General features: G+C 39.1%; 22 protein-coding genes and 1 tRNA gene. 10 read left to right on the forward strand and 13 right to left on the reverse strand.

Annotated elements, in window-relative coordinates:
* Window positions 1-249: 249 nt before the first annotated feature.
* Window positions 250-1,125: a DMT family transporter gene (locus CS060_RS02755; protein ID WP_035047617.1), complete on the reverse strand. Its 876-nt coding sequence runs from the start codon at window positions 1,123-1,125 to the stop codon at window positions 250-252.
* Between the two features lie 43 nt (window positions 1,126-1,168).
* On the opposite strand from CS060_RS02755, the gene CS060_RS02760 reads away from it, so the two are divergent.
* The 3 genes from CS060_RS02760 to CS060_RS02770 all read left to right on the forward strand — a co-directional run bounded on the left by CS060_RS02760 (window position 1,169) and on the right by CS060_RS02770 (window position 2,661).
* Window positions 1,169-1,846, forward strand: a complete 678-nt coding sequence (locus CS060_RS02760) for an MgtC/SapB family protein (protein ID WP_035047615.1) — start codon at window positions 1,169-1,171, stop codon at window positions 1,844-1,846.
* Window positions 1,847-1,919: 73 nt separating this feature from the next.
* Window positions 1,920-2,543: an HD-GYP domain-containing protein gene (locus tag CS060_RS02765; RefSeq protein WP_035047613.1), complete on the forward strand. Its 624-nt coding sequence runs from the start codon at window positions 1,920-1,922 to the stop codon at window positions 2,541-2,543.
* Window positions 2,544-2,588: 45 nt separating this feature from the next.
* Window positions 2,589-2,661: transfer RNA gene (locus CS060_RS02770), tRNA-Ala, on the forward strand.
* Between the two features lie 30 nt (window positions 2,662-2,691).
* Here the strand turns inward: CS060_RS02770 and CS060_RS02775 are convergent.
* Window positions 2,692-2,874: an H-type small acid-soluble spore protein gene (locus tag CS060_RS02775; protein ID WP_035047612.1), complete on the reverse strand. Its 183-nt coding sequence runs from the start codon at window positions 2,872-2,874 to the stop codon at window positions 2,692-2,694.
* A gap of 102 nt (window positions 2,875-2,976) precedes the next feature.
* On the opposite strand from CS060_RS02775, the gene CS060_RS02780 reads away from it, so the two are divergent.
* Window positions 2,977-3,948 carry a potassium channel family protein gene (locus CS060_RS02780; RefSeq protein WP_099668678.1) on the forward strand — a complete coding sequence of 324 codons (972 nt, stop codon included), beginning with the start codon at window positions 2,977-2,979 and terminating at the stop codon, window positions 3,946-3,948.
* On the opposite strand, the gene CS060_RS02785 is transcribed toward CS060_RS02780, so the two are convergent.
* The 3 genes from CS060_RS02785 to CS060_RS02795 form a co-directional block, all read right to left on the reverse strand.
* A complete protein-coding gene (locus tag CS060_RS02785) occupies window positions 3,937-4,341 on the reverse strand; it encodes a YugN-like family protein (protein WP_035047623.1) in 405 nt (134 codons plus the stop codon). The genes CS060_RS02780 and CS060_RS02785 overlap by 12 nt on opposite strands.
* A 77-nt stretch (window positions 4,342-4,418) precedes the next feature.
* Window positions 4,419-5,768, reverse strand: a complete 1,350-nt coding sequence (locus CS060_RS02790) for a glucose-6-phosphate isomerase (protein WP_035047609.1) — start codon at window positions 5,766-5,768, stop codon at window positions 4,419-4,421.
* Between the two features lie 110 nt (window positions 5,769-5,878).
* Window positions 5,879-7,039 carry an iron-containing alcohol dehydrogenase gene (locus tag CS060_RS02795; protein ID WP_035047607.1) on the reverse strand — a complete coding sequence of 387 codons (1,161 nt, stop codon included), beginning with the start codon at window positions 7,037-7,039 and terminating at the stop codon, window positions 5,879-5,881.
* A gap of 129 nt (window positions 7,040-7,168) precedes the next feature.
* On the opposite strand from CS060_RS02795, the gene CS060_RS02800 reads away from it, so the two are divergent.
* Window positions 7,169-7,402, forward strand: a complete 234-nt coding sequence (locus CS060_RS02800; protein WP_004892293.1) for a DUF378 domain-containing protein — start codon at window positions 7,169-7,171, stop codon at window positions 7,400-7,402.
* Window positions 7,403-7,411: 9 nt separating this feature from the next.
* On the opposite strand, the gene CS060_RS02805 is transcribed toward CS060_RS02800, so the two are convergent.
* A complete protein-coding gene (locus tag CS060_RS02805; RefSeq protein ID WP_180271046.1) occupies window positions 7,412-7,792 on the reverse strand; it encodes a CvfD/Ygs/GSP13 family RNA-binding post-transcriptional regulator in 381 nt (126 codons plus the stop codon).
* A gap of 94 nt (window positions 7,793-7,886) precedes the next feature.
* Here CS060_RS02805 and CS060_RS02810 point away from each other — a divergent pair, with 94 nt between their 5' ends.
* Entirely contained in the window at window positions 7,887-8,252 is a 366-nt protein-coding gene (locus CS060_RS02810; RefSeq protein ID WP_035047602.1) for a helix-turn-helix domain-containing protein, read from the forward strand.
* Between the two features lie 16 nt (window positions 8,253-8,268).
* Here CS060_RS02810 and CS060_RS02815 read toward each other — a convergent pair whose 3' ends face one another.
* The 4 genes from CS060_RS02815 to CS060_RS02830 form a co-directional block, all read right to left on the reverse strand.
* Window positions 8,269-9,435 carry an aminotransferase gene (locus CS060_RS02815; protein ID WP_099668679.1) on the reverse strand — a complete coding sequence of 389 codons (1,167 nt, stop codon included), beginning with the start codon at window positions 9,433-9,435 and terminating at the stop codon, window positions 8,269-8,271.
* The gene (locus tag CS060_RS02820) at window positions 9,435-9,935 is read right to left on the reverse strand and encodes an Lrp/AsnC family transcriptional regulator (RefSeq protein ID WP_035047600.1); all 501 of its coding nucleotides are present in this window, start codon (window positions 9,933-9,935) and stop codon (window positions 9,435-9,437) included. Before CS060_RS02820 ends, CS060_RS02815 begins: the two co-directional genes overlap by 1 nt.
* Window positions 9,936-10,025: 90 nt before the next feature.
* Window positions 10,026-10,538, reverse strand: coding sequence for a superoxide dismutase family protein (locus tag CS060_RS02825; RefSeq protein ID WP_035047599.1), 513 nt, complete (start codon window positions 10,536-10,538; stop codon window positions 10,026-10,028).
* 53 nt (window positions 10,539-10,591) lie between these two features.
* The gene (locus tag CS060_RS02830) at window positions 10,592-10,789 is read right to left on the reverse strand and encodes a hypothetical protein (RefSeq protein ID WP_035047597.1); all 198 of its coding nucleotides are present in this window, start codon (window positions 10,787-10,789) and stop codon (window positions 10,592-10,594) included.
* Window positions 10,790-10,902: 113 nt separating this feature from the next.
* On the opposite strand from CS060_RS02830, the gene CS060_RS02835 reads away from it, so the two are divergent.
* From CS060_RS02835 to CS060_RS02845, 3 genes are all read left to right on the forward strand, one after another.
* The gene (locus tag CS060_RS02835; RefSeq protein ID WP_035047595.1) at window positions 10,903-11,331 is read left to right on the forward strand and encodes a hypothetical protein; all 429 of its coding nucleotides are present in this window, start codon (window positions 10,903-10,905) and stop codon (window positions 11,329-11,331) included.
* A gap of 22 nt (window positions 11,332-11,353) precedes the next feature.
* Window positions 11,354-12,679, forward strand: a complete 1,326-nt coding sequence (locus CS060_RS02840; RefSeq protein WP_035047592.1) for an ArsB/NhaD family transporter — start codon at window positions 11,354-11,356, stop codon at window positions 12,677-12,679.
* 69 nt (window positions 12,680-12,748) lie between these two features.
* Entirely contained in the window at window positions 12,749-13,048 is a 300-nt protein-coding gene (locus tag CS060_RS02845) for a YuzC family spore coat inner layer protein (RefSeq protein WP_035047590.1), read from the forward strand.
* On the opposite strand, the gene CS060_RS14040 is transcribed toward CS060_RS02845, so the two are convergent.
* The gene (locus CS060_RS14040; protein WP_180271047.1) at window positions 13,036-13,185 is read right to left on the reverse strand and encodes a hypothetical protein; all 150 of its coding nucleotides are present in this window, start codon (window positions 13,183-13,185) and stop codon (window positions 13,036-13,038) included. The genes CS060_RS02845 and CS060_RS14040 overlap by 13 nt on opposite strands.
* A 110-nt stretch (window positions 13,186-13,295) precedes the next feature.
* Here CS060_RS14040 and CS060_RS02850 point away from each other — a divergent pair, with 110 nt between their 5' ends.
* Window positions 13,296-13,880, forward strand: coding sequence for a biotin transporter BioY (locus CS060_RS02850; RefSeq protein WP_035047588.1), 585 nt, complete (start codon window positions 13,296-13,298; stop codon window positions 13,878-13,880).
* 16 nt (window positions 13,881-13,896) lie between these two features.
* Here CS060_RS02850 and spsC read toward each other — a convergent pair whose 3' ends face one another.
* Entirely contained in the window at window positions 13,897-14,598 is a 702-nt protein-coding gene (gene spsC, locus CS060_RS02855) for a stationary phase survival protein SpsC (RefSeq protein ID WP_035047586.1), read from the reverse strand.
* Between the two features lie 97 nt (window positions 14,599-14,695).
* Window positions 14,696-15,019 (reverse strand): YuiB family protein, encoded by a 324-nt coding sequence (locus tag CS060_RS02860; protein WP_035047584.1) that lies wholly within the window; start codon window positions 15,017-15,019, stop codon window positions 14,696-14,698.
* Window positions 15,020-15,031 lie beyond the last annotated feature (12 nt).

The following is a 15,031-nucleotide window of genomic DNA, read 5'->3' on the forward strand; positions in this document are numbered from 1 at the left end:
TATTAGGCACGCCGCCAGCGTTCGTCCTGAGCCAGGATCAAACTCTCCATAGAAAAGTTATCCTTAGCTTCTGTACGCTTTTCGCTTCGTTCAGTTTTCAAGGAACATCTTGTCGTTTTTTGCGACTTTTTTAATCTAACATATCGTTTTTTTTGTGTCAAGAATGAATTTTTATATTTTTGTATTATCGCATCATAACAGCGACGTTTTAAAATATAGCACGTTCTTCTTTAAAATGCAACTACTTTTTTAAATTCTTTTTACATGTTTCCCGAACATATACGCTCCTATTCCAACAATGATAAAAAACGATCCGATTGCTTGTGATAAATAAACGTTTTCGTCTAACCATATATAAGCCAATATAATTGCTCCAATAGGTTCGAATAAAATAGCCATCGACACCATCGCAGCATTTACCCATTTCATCGCCCAATTAAAAAGAGAATGACCAAACAACGTTGGGATTACAGCTAATAAAATGAAATTAATCCAGTCATTCACATCATATGAAAAAAAAGAATACCGAAATAGCGCCACATATCCACTAAGTACAATAGAAGCAATGCCATAGACGATATACGTATATGTAATTAAAGAAAATTGCTTTCGTAAATGTTGACCAACTAACCAATAACCTGTAACCATAGCACATGCAATTAATGCAAGTATATCACCGTAAAGCGCTTCGCCACTTACCCGAAAATCCCCCCAACTAATAATGACACTACCTAAAATAGCGAGCAACGCACTGATCCATTCGCTTTTTGTTATCTTTTCTTTAAAAAAGAAAAAACCTCCCACAAAAGCAAATATTGGTTGCAACGTAACTAAAACGACGGAACTTGCAACAGATGTGTAACGAAGCGATTCAAACCAAAGAATAAAATGAAACGCAAGCAATGTTCCAGACAATACTGCAAAAGCCCAATCTTTTTTATTCATCTGTTTCGTTTCTCGTATATGTTTTACAATAAACAACGGAGTCATGAAAACAACTGCGAAAAAGAGGCGATAAAATGCGATAACAGCTGACGGAGCATCTGTAAATTTAACAAAAATTGCTGAAGTGGAAATAGAAAGCGCTCCAATAATTAGTGCTATATATGCCTTCATGTTCGTCATCCTTTCGAATATACTTAATTACGAAGAAAAGGAGGAATGTCTCATGGACGCCCATGTACTTATGAAACTTGGAATCTCTGCTGTTCTCGGGCTCGTTATCGGTCTAGAACGAGAATTAAAACGAAAACCAGTTGGTCTTAAAACTTGCCTCGTTATTTCGATTGTAAGTTGTTTGTTAACCATCGTTTCAATTGAATCAGCATACACATTTCCAAAAAGCGACCATATAAATATGGATCCACTTCGCCTCGCTGCTCAAATTGTATCAGGTATCGGCTTTCTCGGCGCAGGTGTTATTCTTCGCCGCGGAAACGATAGCATTTCCGGTCTAACAACTGCCGCGCTCATTTGGGGAGCTGCAGGTGTCGGAATCGCTGTGGGGGCGAACTTTTATATCGAGGCGATATTATGTGTTATTTTCCTTATCGCTAGCGTCGAACTTATTCCGCTTATAACAACCGTTTTCGGTCCGAAACAACTAAGAGAAAAAGAACTTTCCGTTAAACTCACCGTGCTAGATGCAACAAAAATGTCTGAAGTCATCGATACGATTAAACAAAAAAATATTCGCATTAAAACGGTGCGCATAAAAGACTTAGATAACGGAAATCACTTTGTTGAATTAAAAGTATCTGTCGATCAAAAACGCGCAACAACAGATGTATACGAGTTTATTCATCAAATTCCTTCTGTTCGTGGCGTCGATATCGAAAATATTTAACTTGAAAACGATTCTCATTTATATTAGTATATATGATGAAAATTTCCTTCAAAACAAAAAGGTGGAGAACGACATGTCCTCTATTATAAAAAATATGGAACTTTGTTTCCTTATGCGCCAGCTCTCAAAAAAGGACGAGCTAACTTTCCTCCATTCATATCGAGTGACGAAAATCGCTTTATCTTTTGCTTCATTTTTGAAACTTACTGATGAAGAAAAGCGAGAGCTTCAATTTGGAGCACTCATTCATGATATCGGCAAATTACACATTCCTGTTCATATTTTAACAAAAAGAGGGAAACTCTCAGAAGAAGAATTTGCTCAAATGAAAAAACATCCACTATTCGGTATACAAATATTACAACATTACCATGTTTCATCTGAAATTTCTCATATCGTTTTATACCACCATGAACGATGGGATGGAAATGGATATCCATATAACCAAAAAGGAGAGGACATCCCTTTTCTCGCTCGTCTCGTGGCGTTAGCTGATTCACTCGAAGCAATGACAGGTATTCGCCCATATCGCGCATCACTTACATGGGAAGAAGCTTATGAAGAAATCAAAAGAGGAGCAGGGACACAATTCGATCCACAATTAACATCTTCCTTTTTAGAGTGGATGGAAAACAATGAGGTTCCAATTGAAGAAAATAGCGAAACAATTATGCAAACCATCCCGATGATCTCTTAGTACCGATTGACGAAAAAACAAAATGTTTTTACAATATAAACATGAGGGGCATTAGCTCAGCTGGGAGAGCGTCGTGCTGGCAGCGCGAAGGTCACCGGTTCGAGCCCGGTATGCTCCATAAAAAAACCCTTGCGATGCAAGGGTTTTTTTACTCTTCCATTAATTCTTCTACTGAAACGACGTGACGTTCATGTGTTCGTCCTCCACGCATATGTACCGTTGCTGTTCGATTTGCTTCATCGTACTCATCAATCCAAACGGATTGACCGTGATAATACACACGAATATCATCTGGAGAAGAAATGATTTGTTTCACGCGATTCATATCCAATATGACTCCCTCCTTTCGTTTATATCGTTTGTTTTTGTGAAGAAGAATATGTAAGAAATCGCATCATCTCGTCTACAATGATAAAAACAGGAGGGAAAACAAATGAAATGGCATGAATTTCTCGCTTCATATTGGCGGCTTTCTCCACTTGTACGCATCATATTTACAATCACAACTATCATTTTTTTATTCGGGATTGTCATTCATATCGTTGAACCAAGAACATTTTTAACTGTTTTTGATGGTATATGGTGGGCATTAATTACAACGACAACAATCGGATATGGCGATTTCGTACCGAAAACAATAATCGGAAAATTTGTCGCCATCGCCCTTATCTTGCTTGGTACCGCATTTGTTTCAGCCTACTTTGTGACACTATCAACGAAGGCGATTGCAAAAGAAAACGCCTTATCCGTTGGACAATTGCCGTATACAAAAGAAGGACACGTCATTTTAGTTGGTTGGAACGAGCGCATTCGTCAGCTACTTGCACTCATGCCTACTAACATGCCATGTCTCGTCATCGATGAAACACTAAAACGTTGGGATGTGCCAAAACATGTTCATTTTATTAAAGGAAATCCAACTCATGATGACATATGGGAAAAAGCGAACGTGTCTAAAGCTCACGCCGTTATTATTACCGCTAATCAACATAAAAATGAAATCGAGGCTGACTTGGCATCTATCGTCACCCTTTTGACAGTTAAAGCGCTCCATCCATCCGTATATACTGTTGTAGAAATATTAACGACACCACAAGTTGATAACGCCAAACGTGCTGGGGCAAATGAAATTATTGAAACAAATAAATGGATCAGCTTTTTAATGGCAAATTGTCTTTCGTCTCCAAATGTGTTAAATGATATTGAGGAATTTAAAAAACATCCGTTGAAACGTTTAGCTGTGCGCGATGAATGGATCGGTATGTCTTTCGCTTCCATGCTTACTGAATTAAACAAAGAAAATGTATTACTAATTGGTATTGCGAACGCTCAGAACATTGCCATTAACCCGCCATCGCATACGATCATTCAGTCGACAGATGAACTTATCGTATTAGCGCAATAACCGTTCTTCTAAATCTTTGACGAGCGTTTTTGCCATAGCTACATATTGATCAGGTACCGTTGCATCGGGGTCTTCTGGCTCAGAAAATTGATTAAATGATGCGTTTATATTCCCAATATGCACATTGTCATCTAAGCCACGCTGATATTTGTGGCATAAGACGTATGGGCGTTTCAATTCAACCGTTGCTCCATACGAATCTAGTTGCCCGTCTATCGCGACAAATGGAATCCGTAAAAATTGGTATCCAACATCATCCGCCATTTTATAGTCGAATGAACCGTGATCGTAATCCCAATTTCCACCGATCACATAACCGAGCGGTTTTAATTCCTGTTCTAACACATTTAATAAAAATGTTTTTCCTTCTAATGCAGATGGAATTTCAATCATATCGATCACTCCTCCTCTGTTTGTTATCATACCCAAAAAAAGAGCTTTCCCTGCATCTAGGAAAAGCTCTTTTTTCATTATTTCAATCGTTTTTCAAGTTCAGCCTTTTTCTCTTCGTATCCAGGCTTACCAAGAAGAGCAAACATGTTCACTTTGTACGCTTCTACACCTGGTTGATCAAACGGATTGACTCCAAGTAAATATCCGCTCATGGCACACGCTTTTTCAAAGAAGTAAACGAGATAACCGAATGTATATTCATCTAATCGTGGTAGCGTTACAACTAAGTTTGGTACACCACCGTCTGTATGTGCTAACAACGTTCCTTCAAACGCTTTTGTGTTAACAAAATCAACTGTTTTTCCTGCTAAATAGTTTAATCCATCTAAGTCGTTATCTTCTGCCTCAATCGTCAACTCATGACGTGGTGTTTCTACCTTTAACACAGTTTCAAACAAGTCGCGACGTCCCTCTTGTACATATTGACCTAAAGAGTGAAGATCTGTTGAAAAGTTTGCTGAAGCTGGGAAAATACCTTTTTGATCTTTTCCTTCACTCTCACCAAACAATTGCTTCCACCATTCTGCAAAATATTGTAACGCTGGCTCGTAGTTAATAAGCATCTCAATTGTTTTTCCCTTGTTGTATAGCACATTACGTACCGCAGCATATTGATAAGCAATGTTTTCTTCTAGTTCTGATTTACCGAAATCTTCGCGTGCTTGGGCAGCCCCTTTCATCATGGCTTCAATATCCGCTCCACTTACAGCAATTGGCAATAAACCGACCGCTGTTAAAACAGAGTAACGACCACCCACATCATCTGGAATAACAAATGTTTCGTATCCTTCCTCTGTCGCTAACGTTTTTAACGCCCCACGCGCACGGTCTGTTGTTGCATAAATGCGTTTGCGCGCTTCTTCTTTTCCGTACTTTTCTTCAAGAAGTTTACGGAAAATACGGAATGCAATGGCTGGTTCTGTCGTCGTTCCTGATTTCGAAATGACGTTAATGGAAAAATCTTTTCCCTCAAGTAAATCCATCACATCGCGCATATATGTAGAACTAATGTTGTTACCAACAAAAATAATTTGCGGTGTTTTTCGTTTTTCGCTCGGGAGTGCGTTGTAAAAAGAATGTTGCAACATTTCAATTGCCGCCCGAGCACCAAGATAAGAGCCACCGATGCCGATGACTAACAATACATCAGAGTCTTCTTGAATTTTTTTTGCTGCTTGTTGAATGCGAGCAAATTCTCCTTTGTCATATGCAACAGGAAGATCAATCCATCCCAAAAAGTCATTTCCTTGTCCTGTTTTTTCATGAAGCGCATGATGTGCTACTTTTACTGCATCACGCAAATACGTTAGTTCATGTTCACCAAAAAAAGACAACGCTTTCGAGTAGTCAAACTGAATATGCGTCATGTACGTTTCCTCCTCAATGATTGTATCCTCTTTCACTTTAGCGAAATAAACATCGAGAATCAAGTTCACGAAAACAATGTAAACGGATTCATTATGACATTTTTCGCACTTTATAACGAAGCTTGTAAAATCGCCATGACATCATCATGATTTAACTTTTTGAAATTACCAAATGGGCCGAAAGCCATCGCTTTTTCTACTATTATCGGCAATGATTCTTCACCGATATGATAATCTGCTAATCGACTTGGAGCACCTAAGCTATTCCAGAACGCCCGAAGTTTTCCAATTCCTTCTAGCGCAATTTCACGATCTCCTTTTCCTTCTGGATAAACATGAAACACTCGAACAGCTAGTTGCTTAAACCGTTCAACATGTTCATCAAGTACATGTTTCATCCAATTCGGGAATAAAATAGCTAGACCACCTGCATGTGGAATGTCATGCACCGCTGATACAGCATGCTCAATATTGTGTGTTGCCCAATCACCACGTAGTCCCATACGCAAAATTCCATTTAAAGCCATCGTTCCACAATATAAAATCGTTTCACGATGATCTACATTTTGCAAGTCTTCGATGAGCTTTGGTGCTGTTTCAATGACGGTTCGTAAAATCGCTTCACACATTCGATCCTGTAACGGCGTATTTGGCGCATGATGAAAATATTGTTCTAATACATGTGACATAATGTCGACAATTCCATACACTGTATGATCTTTCGGAACAGTTGTTGTATAAACAGGATCCAAAATCGAAAATTTCGGAAAAACAACGGAGCTACTCCAACCGTATTTCTCCTTCGTTTCCCAATTTGTAATAACCGAATTTGCATTCATTTCTGATCCTGTCGCTGCTAGCGTTAATACTGTTCCTATTGGCAATGCCCGTTGAACTGTCGCCTTTCGCGAAATAAAATCCCATGGGTCCCCATCGTATAACGCCCCCGCTGCAATGGCTTTGGCACAATCAATGACACTTCCGCCTCCAACCGCTAAAATAAAATCAATGTTTTCTTGAAGGCATATGTCAATCCCTTTTTGCACAGTAGATAAACGAGGATTTGGTTCAACACCAGCAAGCTCAGACCAAGACTTATTTAATGAACGCAAAATAGATATGACGTCATCATATACCCCATTTTTCTTAATGCTCCCTCCGCCATATACGATCAAAATGCGTTCATACGAATGAAGTTCCTTTTTCAAATGTTCAATTTGTCCTCTACCGAAAATTAATTTCGTTGGATTATGAAAAACGAAATTTTCCATGTTTATCCCTCCTTCCTTTCATTATTTCCAAAAGAAACAAATAAGTAAAGAAAATTGCATTTTTTATGCATACTTCTCTTACAATGATCCATTCTATAAATGAATACGATGTTTTAAAGGAGGATGAACATGAGTACGTTACAAAGAATCGCACTATTGCTTACTGTTATTGGAGCGCTAAACTGGGGGCTCATTGGCTTTTTCCGCTTCGATCTTGTGGCAGCTATTTTCGGTGGTCAAGCATCGGCTTTCGCTCGCATCGTTTACGCTCTCGTTGGTATTGCAGGGCTCATTAATCTCGTACTTCTATTTAAACCAACAGAAGAGCTTGGACGTACAGAACCAAAAATGTCAAGAACATAAACGAACAACTCACCGATCGCTCGGTGAGTTGTATTTGTTCTTGGCTTCCGCAAGCCATCTTTCGAGTTGGATTTTTAACGGTTGAAATCCTAAAGGAGTCTCGATATTCGTTGTGTCATGATCCACATCACGCAACGATAAGCTAATTCGCTTTGTTTTTTCATCAATAGCGATAATTTTTACTCGAACAGTCTCTCCTACATTGACATAATCATAAATATTTTTTACATACCCATCCGTAATTTCTGAAATATGAATAAGCCCTTGTGTTCGTTCATCAAGCGATACAAATATACCGTATGGCTGTATTCCTGTTACAATGCCAGTAACGACCGCACCCTCTTTCCAATCCAAATGAAACACTCCTCGTTTTTTGAAAAATTGTAACATAATTTGCTTAAAAGGTGTTAATTTTGTGGGCGAGTATAAGTCAGAACATGGTATGATAAACATGTAAATGAATTTCGGAGAGGTGGGAGAATAAATGAGCACAATTGGTGAAAATATTCGCATGTACCGAGAACAGCGAAATATGTCACAACAAGAATTAGCGATGAAAGTTCGTGTAGGGGTAGCAACGATTCAAAAATATGAGTCAGGTGAGCAAATTCCTGATACGCCAACGATTTTAAAACTTTGTACTGCCCTCGATGTTCCTGCATCAGAATTGTTAGAACGGGCAGATTTATCCAATTCATCTAGTCTCGACCCAGAAATTGAATACTTAATTAAAGAAATTGGCATTAAGCGTGCAAAGCTTATTTTACGAAAAGCAAAAGAATTTAGCGAAGAAGATTTTTTGCGCGTCATGCAAATGTTATATGAATTGAAATACACCAAAGAAAGCTGACGATCGTCAGCTTTCTTTACAGTCTTTCAAGAAATCGTCTCATGCGCCGAATCGCCTCCTGTAATTGCTCGAGCGATGATGCATATGAACAGCGAATATATCCTTCTCCACTTGCTCCAAACACATAACCAGGAACAACAGCAACTTTTTCCTCTAATAATAAACGCTCCGCAAACTGCTCTGATGTCATTCCTGTTGACTGAATGGAAGGAAAAGCATAAAATGCTCCCCCTGGCATATGACAAGAAAGACCAATTTCATTTAATGATTGAACAAAAAAGTTGCGCCGTTGTCGGTAACTTTTTTTCATTTGCTCGACATCGCCTGCTCCGTTTCGCAACGCTTCAATGGCTGCATATTGAGCCATCGTTGGAGCACACATCATTGTATATTGATGAATTTTTAACATCGCCATCGCTAAATCTTTCGGTGCCGCAATAAAACCTAGTCGCCATCCTGTCATCGCAAATCCTTTTGAAAATCCATTAATTAAAATTGTCCGTTCTCGCATGTGAGCAATGGCAGGAAAGCTTGTGTATTGTTCGTCGTAACATAACTCCGCATAAATCTCATCTGAAATAACAAGCAAATCATGTTTTGCTACGATGCGCGCGATTTGCACCAGTTCTTCCCTATTCAATACCGTTCCTGTCGGGTTATTTGGCGAACAAATAATTAATGCTTTTGTTTTCGGCGTCACGACTTGTTCAATTTGCTCGGGTTGCAATTTGAATTGGTGCTTTCCACTCGTTTGAATCGGAATTGGGACACCTCCGGCTAACGAAACGAGCGGTGCGTACGAAACAAAGCTCGGCTCAACAACAATGACTTCATCGCCCGGATTCAAAATAGCTCTAAGAGAAACATCTAGCGCTTGACTTGCCCCGACCGTCACAATAATTTCATTTGCCGGGTCGTACAGCACTTCGAAACGACGTGCCAAATAATCGCTAATTTCTTTTCGTAATTCCCATAAACCTGCGTTTGCTGTGTATGATGTATATCCTTGTTCTAATGATAAAATACAAGCTTCTCGCACACTCCAAGGGGTAATAAAATCCGGCTCACCAACCCCTAGCGAAATGACCCCTTCCATACTTGCTGCTAAATCAAAAAAGCGCCGAATACCGGATGGTTGTAACCGCGACACGGTATCAGATACATATGTTTTCGTCTTTTGCATCATGGAGCCACCACGATTCTTCGATCTTGATCACCTTGTTCAAATACGGTTCCATCATGTTTATATTTCTTTAAAATAAAGTGAGTTGTCGTTGAAATAACGGAGTCGAGCGTTGATAATTTTTCAGAGACAAAATGGGCGATCTCAGACATGGAACGTCCTTCAATGACAACAGATAAATCATATGCACCCGACATTAAATAGACGGATTTGACCTCTGGAAAGCGATAAATACGTTCTGCTACTTCATCGAATCCGACACCGCGCTTTGGTGTCACTTTTACATCGATCATGGCTGTCACACCCTCATGCCCATCGACTTTTCTCCAGTCAACAATCGTTGCATATTGTACAATGACTTTTGCTTCTTCTAGCTTTTTTATGATATGCTCCACTTCTGAAACAGAAAGGGAAACCATTTTCGCCATCGTATCAATCGGCAATCGCGCGTTTTTTTCTAACAGTTCAACAATTTCGATTTCTTTTTCAGTTAGCTTCATACGAATCCCTCCTGTCATAAATTTTCACACAATTTAGAAAAAAATGCACGCATTTTTTCAAAAAAAGAAGCAAGTCGACATCGCTTGCTGCTACCGTTTTTTTATGACACCGCATGCGATTCGCTTGCCTGCATTTCCCGCTGGCTGAGACATCCCATCGTCTTTTCCTTCATGGATCACAATAGATGTCCCATTTTTTGTAAACAGACCATTTTTCTCTTCTGATAAATTGACATTCGGAGCCATCAATTGTACTTTGACTGTTCCATCTTCTTTCACGATTAAATTCGGTAAATCACCTGCATGCGCCCCCTCTGGATGAAGAAGACCGTGCTCTTTTCCTTCTGGATTAAAATGTTCCCCCGCTGATTGAAATTCAGGCGTTTCGCATATTCCTTTGTCATGAATATGCATCCCATGCTCCCCTGGTGGAAGTCCCTTTAAATCAATGTCTAGTTTTACTCCTTGAGGCTGTTGAGACATTTTAATCGTTCCAAGCGAGTCGCCGTCTTCGTTAATCATATTGACATCGACGTTTTTTACTTTTTCCTCCATACAACCGCTTATAAGTAATAAAAGGACACATACAATCACTTGGCGCACAATAAGCCCTCCAACTACATATTTACCACTTATTATGCCCCATCTATGTTCATTTAATCGTCTACTTGTTGTTTTTTCAACTGTTCTTCTAATTGTTTCGCTTTTTCCTCTTGACGCTTTGAAATTTTTATAATTACTCGCATTGTCAGCACTGCCGCAATAAAAAATGCCGTAAATGAAATGGCGGCAGGAATGTACTCTGTTTTATCTTCTGGGAAGTATAAAAACAATCCAAATATGATGTCAGTCATATAATCAACCTCTCCATATAGCTTCACACTCATTATATCATAAAGACAATTGTATCACTTTGCAAAAAGGAATATAATTGGATTCGTAAACAAAAAAGGGGAGGCGTATTCGTTTGAAAAACGTCGTAATCCACAAAGTCATTACATTTGTATTCACGGAGGCACAATTGAGGGGGTATTGGAACGAACAGAAACAAAAAATTCCGTTTGAATCTTTAACAAATGAGCAGTTGATGGCATTAGCCGAAGACATGTTAGCAAACTCTTCTCATAGCCAGCTCGAACAACATATTTTGGATCATGGTTGGCGTGTAAAAGAAGAAACAGAAGGACAAGTGCTTGCAGAAGATGACTCACGTGAACATGTGCATGTGGAAGTGATCGATACAACGAAACAAGGGTCGCCATCAACGAAATTGTTTATCGATCGTTTATCGCAAATCGAATGTTCACAATGCGGATTTTCTTTTTATGTTCGCAATGTAAACGCTGACACAGAACATTTAAAATGTCCAAGCTGCCTCCAGCTACTAAAAAACTGAAAGAAGAAAGGAATGACACAACGTGCATGAGGCAATCACTCATGAAGTAAGCAATTTTCAATACTATGCGGCCATTGCAATCTTTTTGATTACATACGCCATTATCATCTCAGAAAAAGTGAATCGTGCTGTCATCGCTTTATTAGGTGCCGCTTTTATGATTATTTTCGGCATCGTCGATTTACATCAAGCATACACGCATCATATCGAATGGGGAACAATCACGCTTTTAATCGGTATGATGATCCTTGTTAGCATTACGAGCAAATCTGGCTTTTTCCAATATGTTGCGGTTAAAGCTGCAAAAATGGCGAAAGGAAGCCCAATTAACATTTTAGTCATTTTATCATTGCTGACAGCTGTTCTTTCTGCCTTTCTCGACAATGTGACAACCGTTTTGTTAATTGTTCCGGTTACATTTTCTATTACACGTATGTTAGAAGTAGACCCTGTTCCGTTTTTAATTTCTGAAGTGCTTTTCTCAAATATCGGTGGTACAGCAACATTAATTGGAGATCCGCCAAACATTATGATTGGCTCTGCTAATAAACATTTAACGTTTAACGACTTTTTATTTAATTTAGGTCCTGTTGTTCTCATCATCATGGCTGTTGTTATTGCTATTTTGTACGTGTTTTATCGCAAACGTCTTCAAGCAAATGCGGCGCTCATCGAACGTCTCATGAAACTCGATGAAAAACAATACATTAAAGATGCTGTACTATTGAAAAAATCCGTTTCTGTTCTTGGATTAACAATTTTAGGGTTTATGCTCCATTCAGTGATTCACGTCGATGCAGCAGTCATCGCCATGACAGGCGCTATCATTTTAATGATGATCGGCGTAAAAGAACACGATTTAGAGGAAGTGTTCGCTTCTGTTGAATGGACAACCATTTTCTTCTTCGCTGGATTGTTTACGCTCGTCGGCGGACTCGTCGATATCGGGCTTATTAAAAGTTTGGCCGAGAAAGCATTAGAAATCACAGGGGGAGATATTCATTATGCGTCTTATTTAATTCTTTGGGTGTCTGGAATCGCATCTGCAACAATTGACAATATTCCGTTTGTTGCAACGATGATTCCACTCATTCAAGATATGGCTGTCGGCATGGGATTATCTCCAGACTCAGCACAAATTGACGTCTTATGGTGGTCTTTAGCGCTTGGCGCTTGTTTAGGTGGAAACGGTACGTTAATTGGGGCATCTGCTAACGTGATCGTTGCAGGTATCGCTTCGCGTGAAGGGCATGGGTTTAGCTATTTTGATTTTCTAAAAATCGGGGCACCGCTCACACTTATTTCCTTGCTTATTTCACACGGCTATATTTTCATTCGTTATTTATAAAAGCGCTCAAGGCTCGCCTTTGAGCGTTTTTCTCTTTTCGTCATATACTGCTTGCAAGGAGGGAGAACGATGTATCCAAACGTTGATATTACACAATTTACACAATCAGCAAAAGCAGTCCAAAAACTATTTAAAGATGCAACAGCTATTTCAGCAAAAATTGCAAACGATCCTGTTTTTGCAAAACAACTAATGGAGAAAGCACAACAATCAAAACAGGAAGACGTACAAATACAACTTCAATCGATTGGTATTGAATCTGAAATAAAAAAAATTTCTTTTAATCCAAATACGATCCATATTACGCTTTCCCCGAAAAAAGGCGAGTCGCCTTGCTGCCAACTCACCTTTTTTCTTTACTGGCGATAATTCGGTGACGCCATTTGTTTTTCACCAATATAGGCTGCATCGCGCAAATCATAACCATCATCTGTTTCGCTGACATGAATGATATCTTCTTTTGCTCCTAATCGATTTGCGCGAAGCAATTGTTCTTCTTCTCTCATTGCTATCCCTCCGTATTGTTATGTTGCACAAGAAAACTCTACTTATGTGTTGACATTTTTTGTTTCATCATATACGATTTTGTTAACAAATATAAAAAGGAGGTTAACAAATGCGTGCGAAAGATTTAACATTTATCGCCATGTTTGCAGCGTTAATGGCGATTGGAGCAAACATTACATCATGGGCTCCTTTTCTTGTCATCGGAGGCGTTCCGATTACGCTACAAACATTTTTTTGTGTATTAGCCGGTGCTATTCTCGGATCAAAACGTGGAGCGATGGCCATGACGGTTTACATGCTGATCGGGCTATTCGGTGCACCTGTTTTTGCACGTTTTAACGGAGGTTTTTCAACGGTGATTGCTCCAACATTTGGATTTATTCTTTCTTTTATTCTTGCTGCATATGTAACTGGCTTACTTATTGAAAAAAGTGGAAATCGTTCTGTAGCTCGCTTTATTATAGCAACAATCATCGGCATGATTATCAACTATGTTGTTGGTACAAATTGGATGTATATGGCATTTAAATTATGGGCTGAAGCACCAGAAGGCTTCTCATACACAATGGCATGGAGCTGGATGCTCGTTCCGCTGCCAAAAGACATCATTTTATCCATCGTCGCTGGTGTAATTGCACCACGCATTTATCGAGCGTTAAACGAACAACAAACATATAACGAATATGTTGCATAAGAAAAAGGAAGTTCGGTTACAGCCCGACTTCCTTTTTCTTTATATATTGTTGTCGAAACACTTGCATCGCTTCATTTTCGTTTAGTGTCATCATCTCTTGCTCCGATAATTTTCCATCGCCACGTTTAACGACATATACGTTCACTGTTTTCTTTCCCCAATGTTTATACACATCATCTACCGTTTCATAATACAAATCAATTTTATGACCTTTAATGGCCGAACCCGTATCTGCAACGACACCATATCCGTATCCCGGAATAAATAAAATCGTTCCAATGGGGAAAATGTTTAAATCTGCAGCGATCGTTGAATACAAATCACGTTTCACACGCACACCCGAATATGTAATGCCATAACTCGGATGATCAGGCGTTTTTCCGGTTGATTCCACCCCAGCCGTATATCCTGTTGCTACAACCGTAACGGACGGATATTGCGACCAATCAAATGCTTCTTCTAACGTCAACGATTCGTTTGTTGTTTGTTGAGATGATAGTTGTGTCGTTTGCTTCTCATGTTTTCGAAAGCGATCGGTGACGTACTCATACGTATCTGATGAAAATAATGATTTAAACGAGAAAAAAGAAAAACGTGAAGGTGAAAACCAATCAGATAGCATCTTTGCTTCAACGCCTGATATTGATTGAAATGTCGTCATGAACGCACACATAAACAATACAACCATGGTCGTTCGTCTTAACCATTTTATACCCATTTATTCACTCCTCCCACGGTTGTATTTCTTTCCAACATTCAAACAAAATATACATCAACCGCAAGAGAAATAAAAAAACCTCCACGATTGTGAAGGTTTAAAACATCCGATATCCTTTTTTTCGCAACATCTGAATGACAACACCTGAAACAATGGCCCCAACAATACCGCTACTTAAAATGATTAAATCCGCACTCGCTAATGATCCAATACGCTCTTTCACATGCGCCAAGGCAGCAGATGGATTTGTCACGTAGTCCATTACAGATATTTGATCGATCCACAATAATAAAACAAATGGGCTTAATATTGCCATCGTCCACGTCGTCCGCAAAATCATATTTAATAAAAAGCCGATACCGAAAAATAAAACGAAAAACAATAAAATAGAAATGAATAAAACCGGAATGCTCATCTCCATACGTTTTCACCT

The organism is Anoxybacillus flavithermus (assembly GCF_002742685.1).
GTDB lineage: Bacteria > Bacillota > Bacilli > Bacillales > Anoxybacillaceae > Anoxybacillus > Anoxybacillus flavithermus_E.

Bases quoted from the DNA above. Each gene is read 5' to 3' on its own strand.
- CS060_RS02755 (WP_035047617.1), bottom strand. From the start codon at position 1,125: ATGACGAACATGAAGGCATATATAGCACTAATTATTGGAGCGCTTTCT.
- CS060_RS02760 (WP_035047615.1), top strand. From the start codon at position 1,169: ATGGACGCCCATGTACTTATGAAACTTGGAATCTCTGCTGTTCTCGGG.
- CS060_RS02765 (WP_035047613.1), top strand. From the start codon at position 1,920: ATGTCCTCTATTATAAAAAATATGGAACTTTGTTTCCTTATGCGCCAG.
- CS060_RS02780 (WP_099668678.1), top strand. From the start codon at position 2,977: ATGAAATGGCATGAATTTCTCGCTTCATATTGGCGGCTTTCTCCACTT.
- CS060_RS02785 (WP_035047623.1), bottom strand. From the start codon at position 4,341: ATGATTGAAATTCCATCTGCATTAGAAGGAAAAACATTTTTATTAAAT.
- CS060_RS02790 (WP_035047609.1), bottom strand. From the start codon at position 5,768: ATGACGCATATTCAGTTTGACTACTCGAAAGCGTTGTCTTTTTTTGGT.
- CS060_RS02795 (WP_035047607.1), bottom strand. From the start codon at position 7,039: ATGGAAAATTTCGTTTTTCATAATCCAACGAAATTAATTTTCGGTAGA.
- CS060_RS02800 (WP_004892293.1), top strand. From the start codon at position 7,169: ATGAGTACGTTACAAAGAATCGCACTATTGCTTACTGTTATTGGAGCG.
- CS060_RS02805 (WP_180271046.1), bottom strand. From the start codon at position 7,792: ATGTTACAATTTTTCAAAAAACGAGGAGTGTTTCATTTGGATTGGAAA.
- CS060_RS02810 (WP_035047602.1), top strand. From the start codon at position 7,887: ATGAGCACAATTGGTGAAAATATTCGCATGTACCGAGAACAGCGAAAT.
- CS060_RS02815 (WP_099668679.1), bottom strand. From the start codon at position 9,435: ATGCAAAAGACGAAAACATATGTATCTGATACCGTGTCGCGGTTACAA.
- CS060_RS02820 (WP_035047600.1), bottom strand. From the start codon at position 9,935: ATGAAGCTAACTGAAAAAGAAATCGAAATTGTTGAACTGTTAGAAAAA.
- CS060_RS02830 (WP_035047597.1), bottom strand. From the start codon at position 10,789: ATGACTGACATCATATTTGGATTGTTTTTATACTTCCCAGAAGATAAA.
- CS060_RS02845 (WP_035047590.1), top strand. From the start codon at position 12,749: ATGTATCCAAACGTTGATATTACACAATTTACACAATCAGCAAAAGCA.
- CS060_RS14040 (WP_180271047.1), bottom strand. From the start codon at position 13,185: ATGAGAGAAGAAGAACAATTGCTTCGCGCAAATCGATTAGGAGCAAAA.
- CS060_RS02850 (WP_035047588.1), top strand. From the start codon at position 13,296: ATGCGTGCGAAAGATTTAACATTTATCGCCATGTTTGCAGCGTTAATG.
- spsC (WP_035047586.1), bottom strand. From the start codon at position 14,598: ATGGGTATAAAATGGTTAAGACGAACGACCATGGTTGTATTGTTTATG.
- CS060_RS02860 (WP_035047584.1), bottom strand. From the start codon at position 15,019: ATGGAGATGAGCATTCCGGTTTTATTCATTTCTATTTTATTGTTTTTC.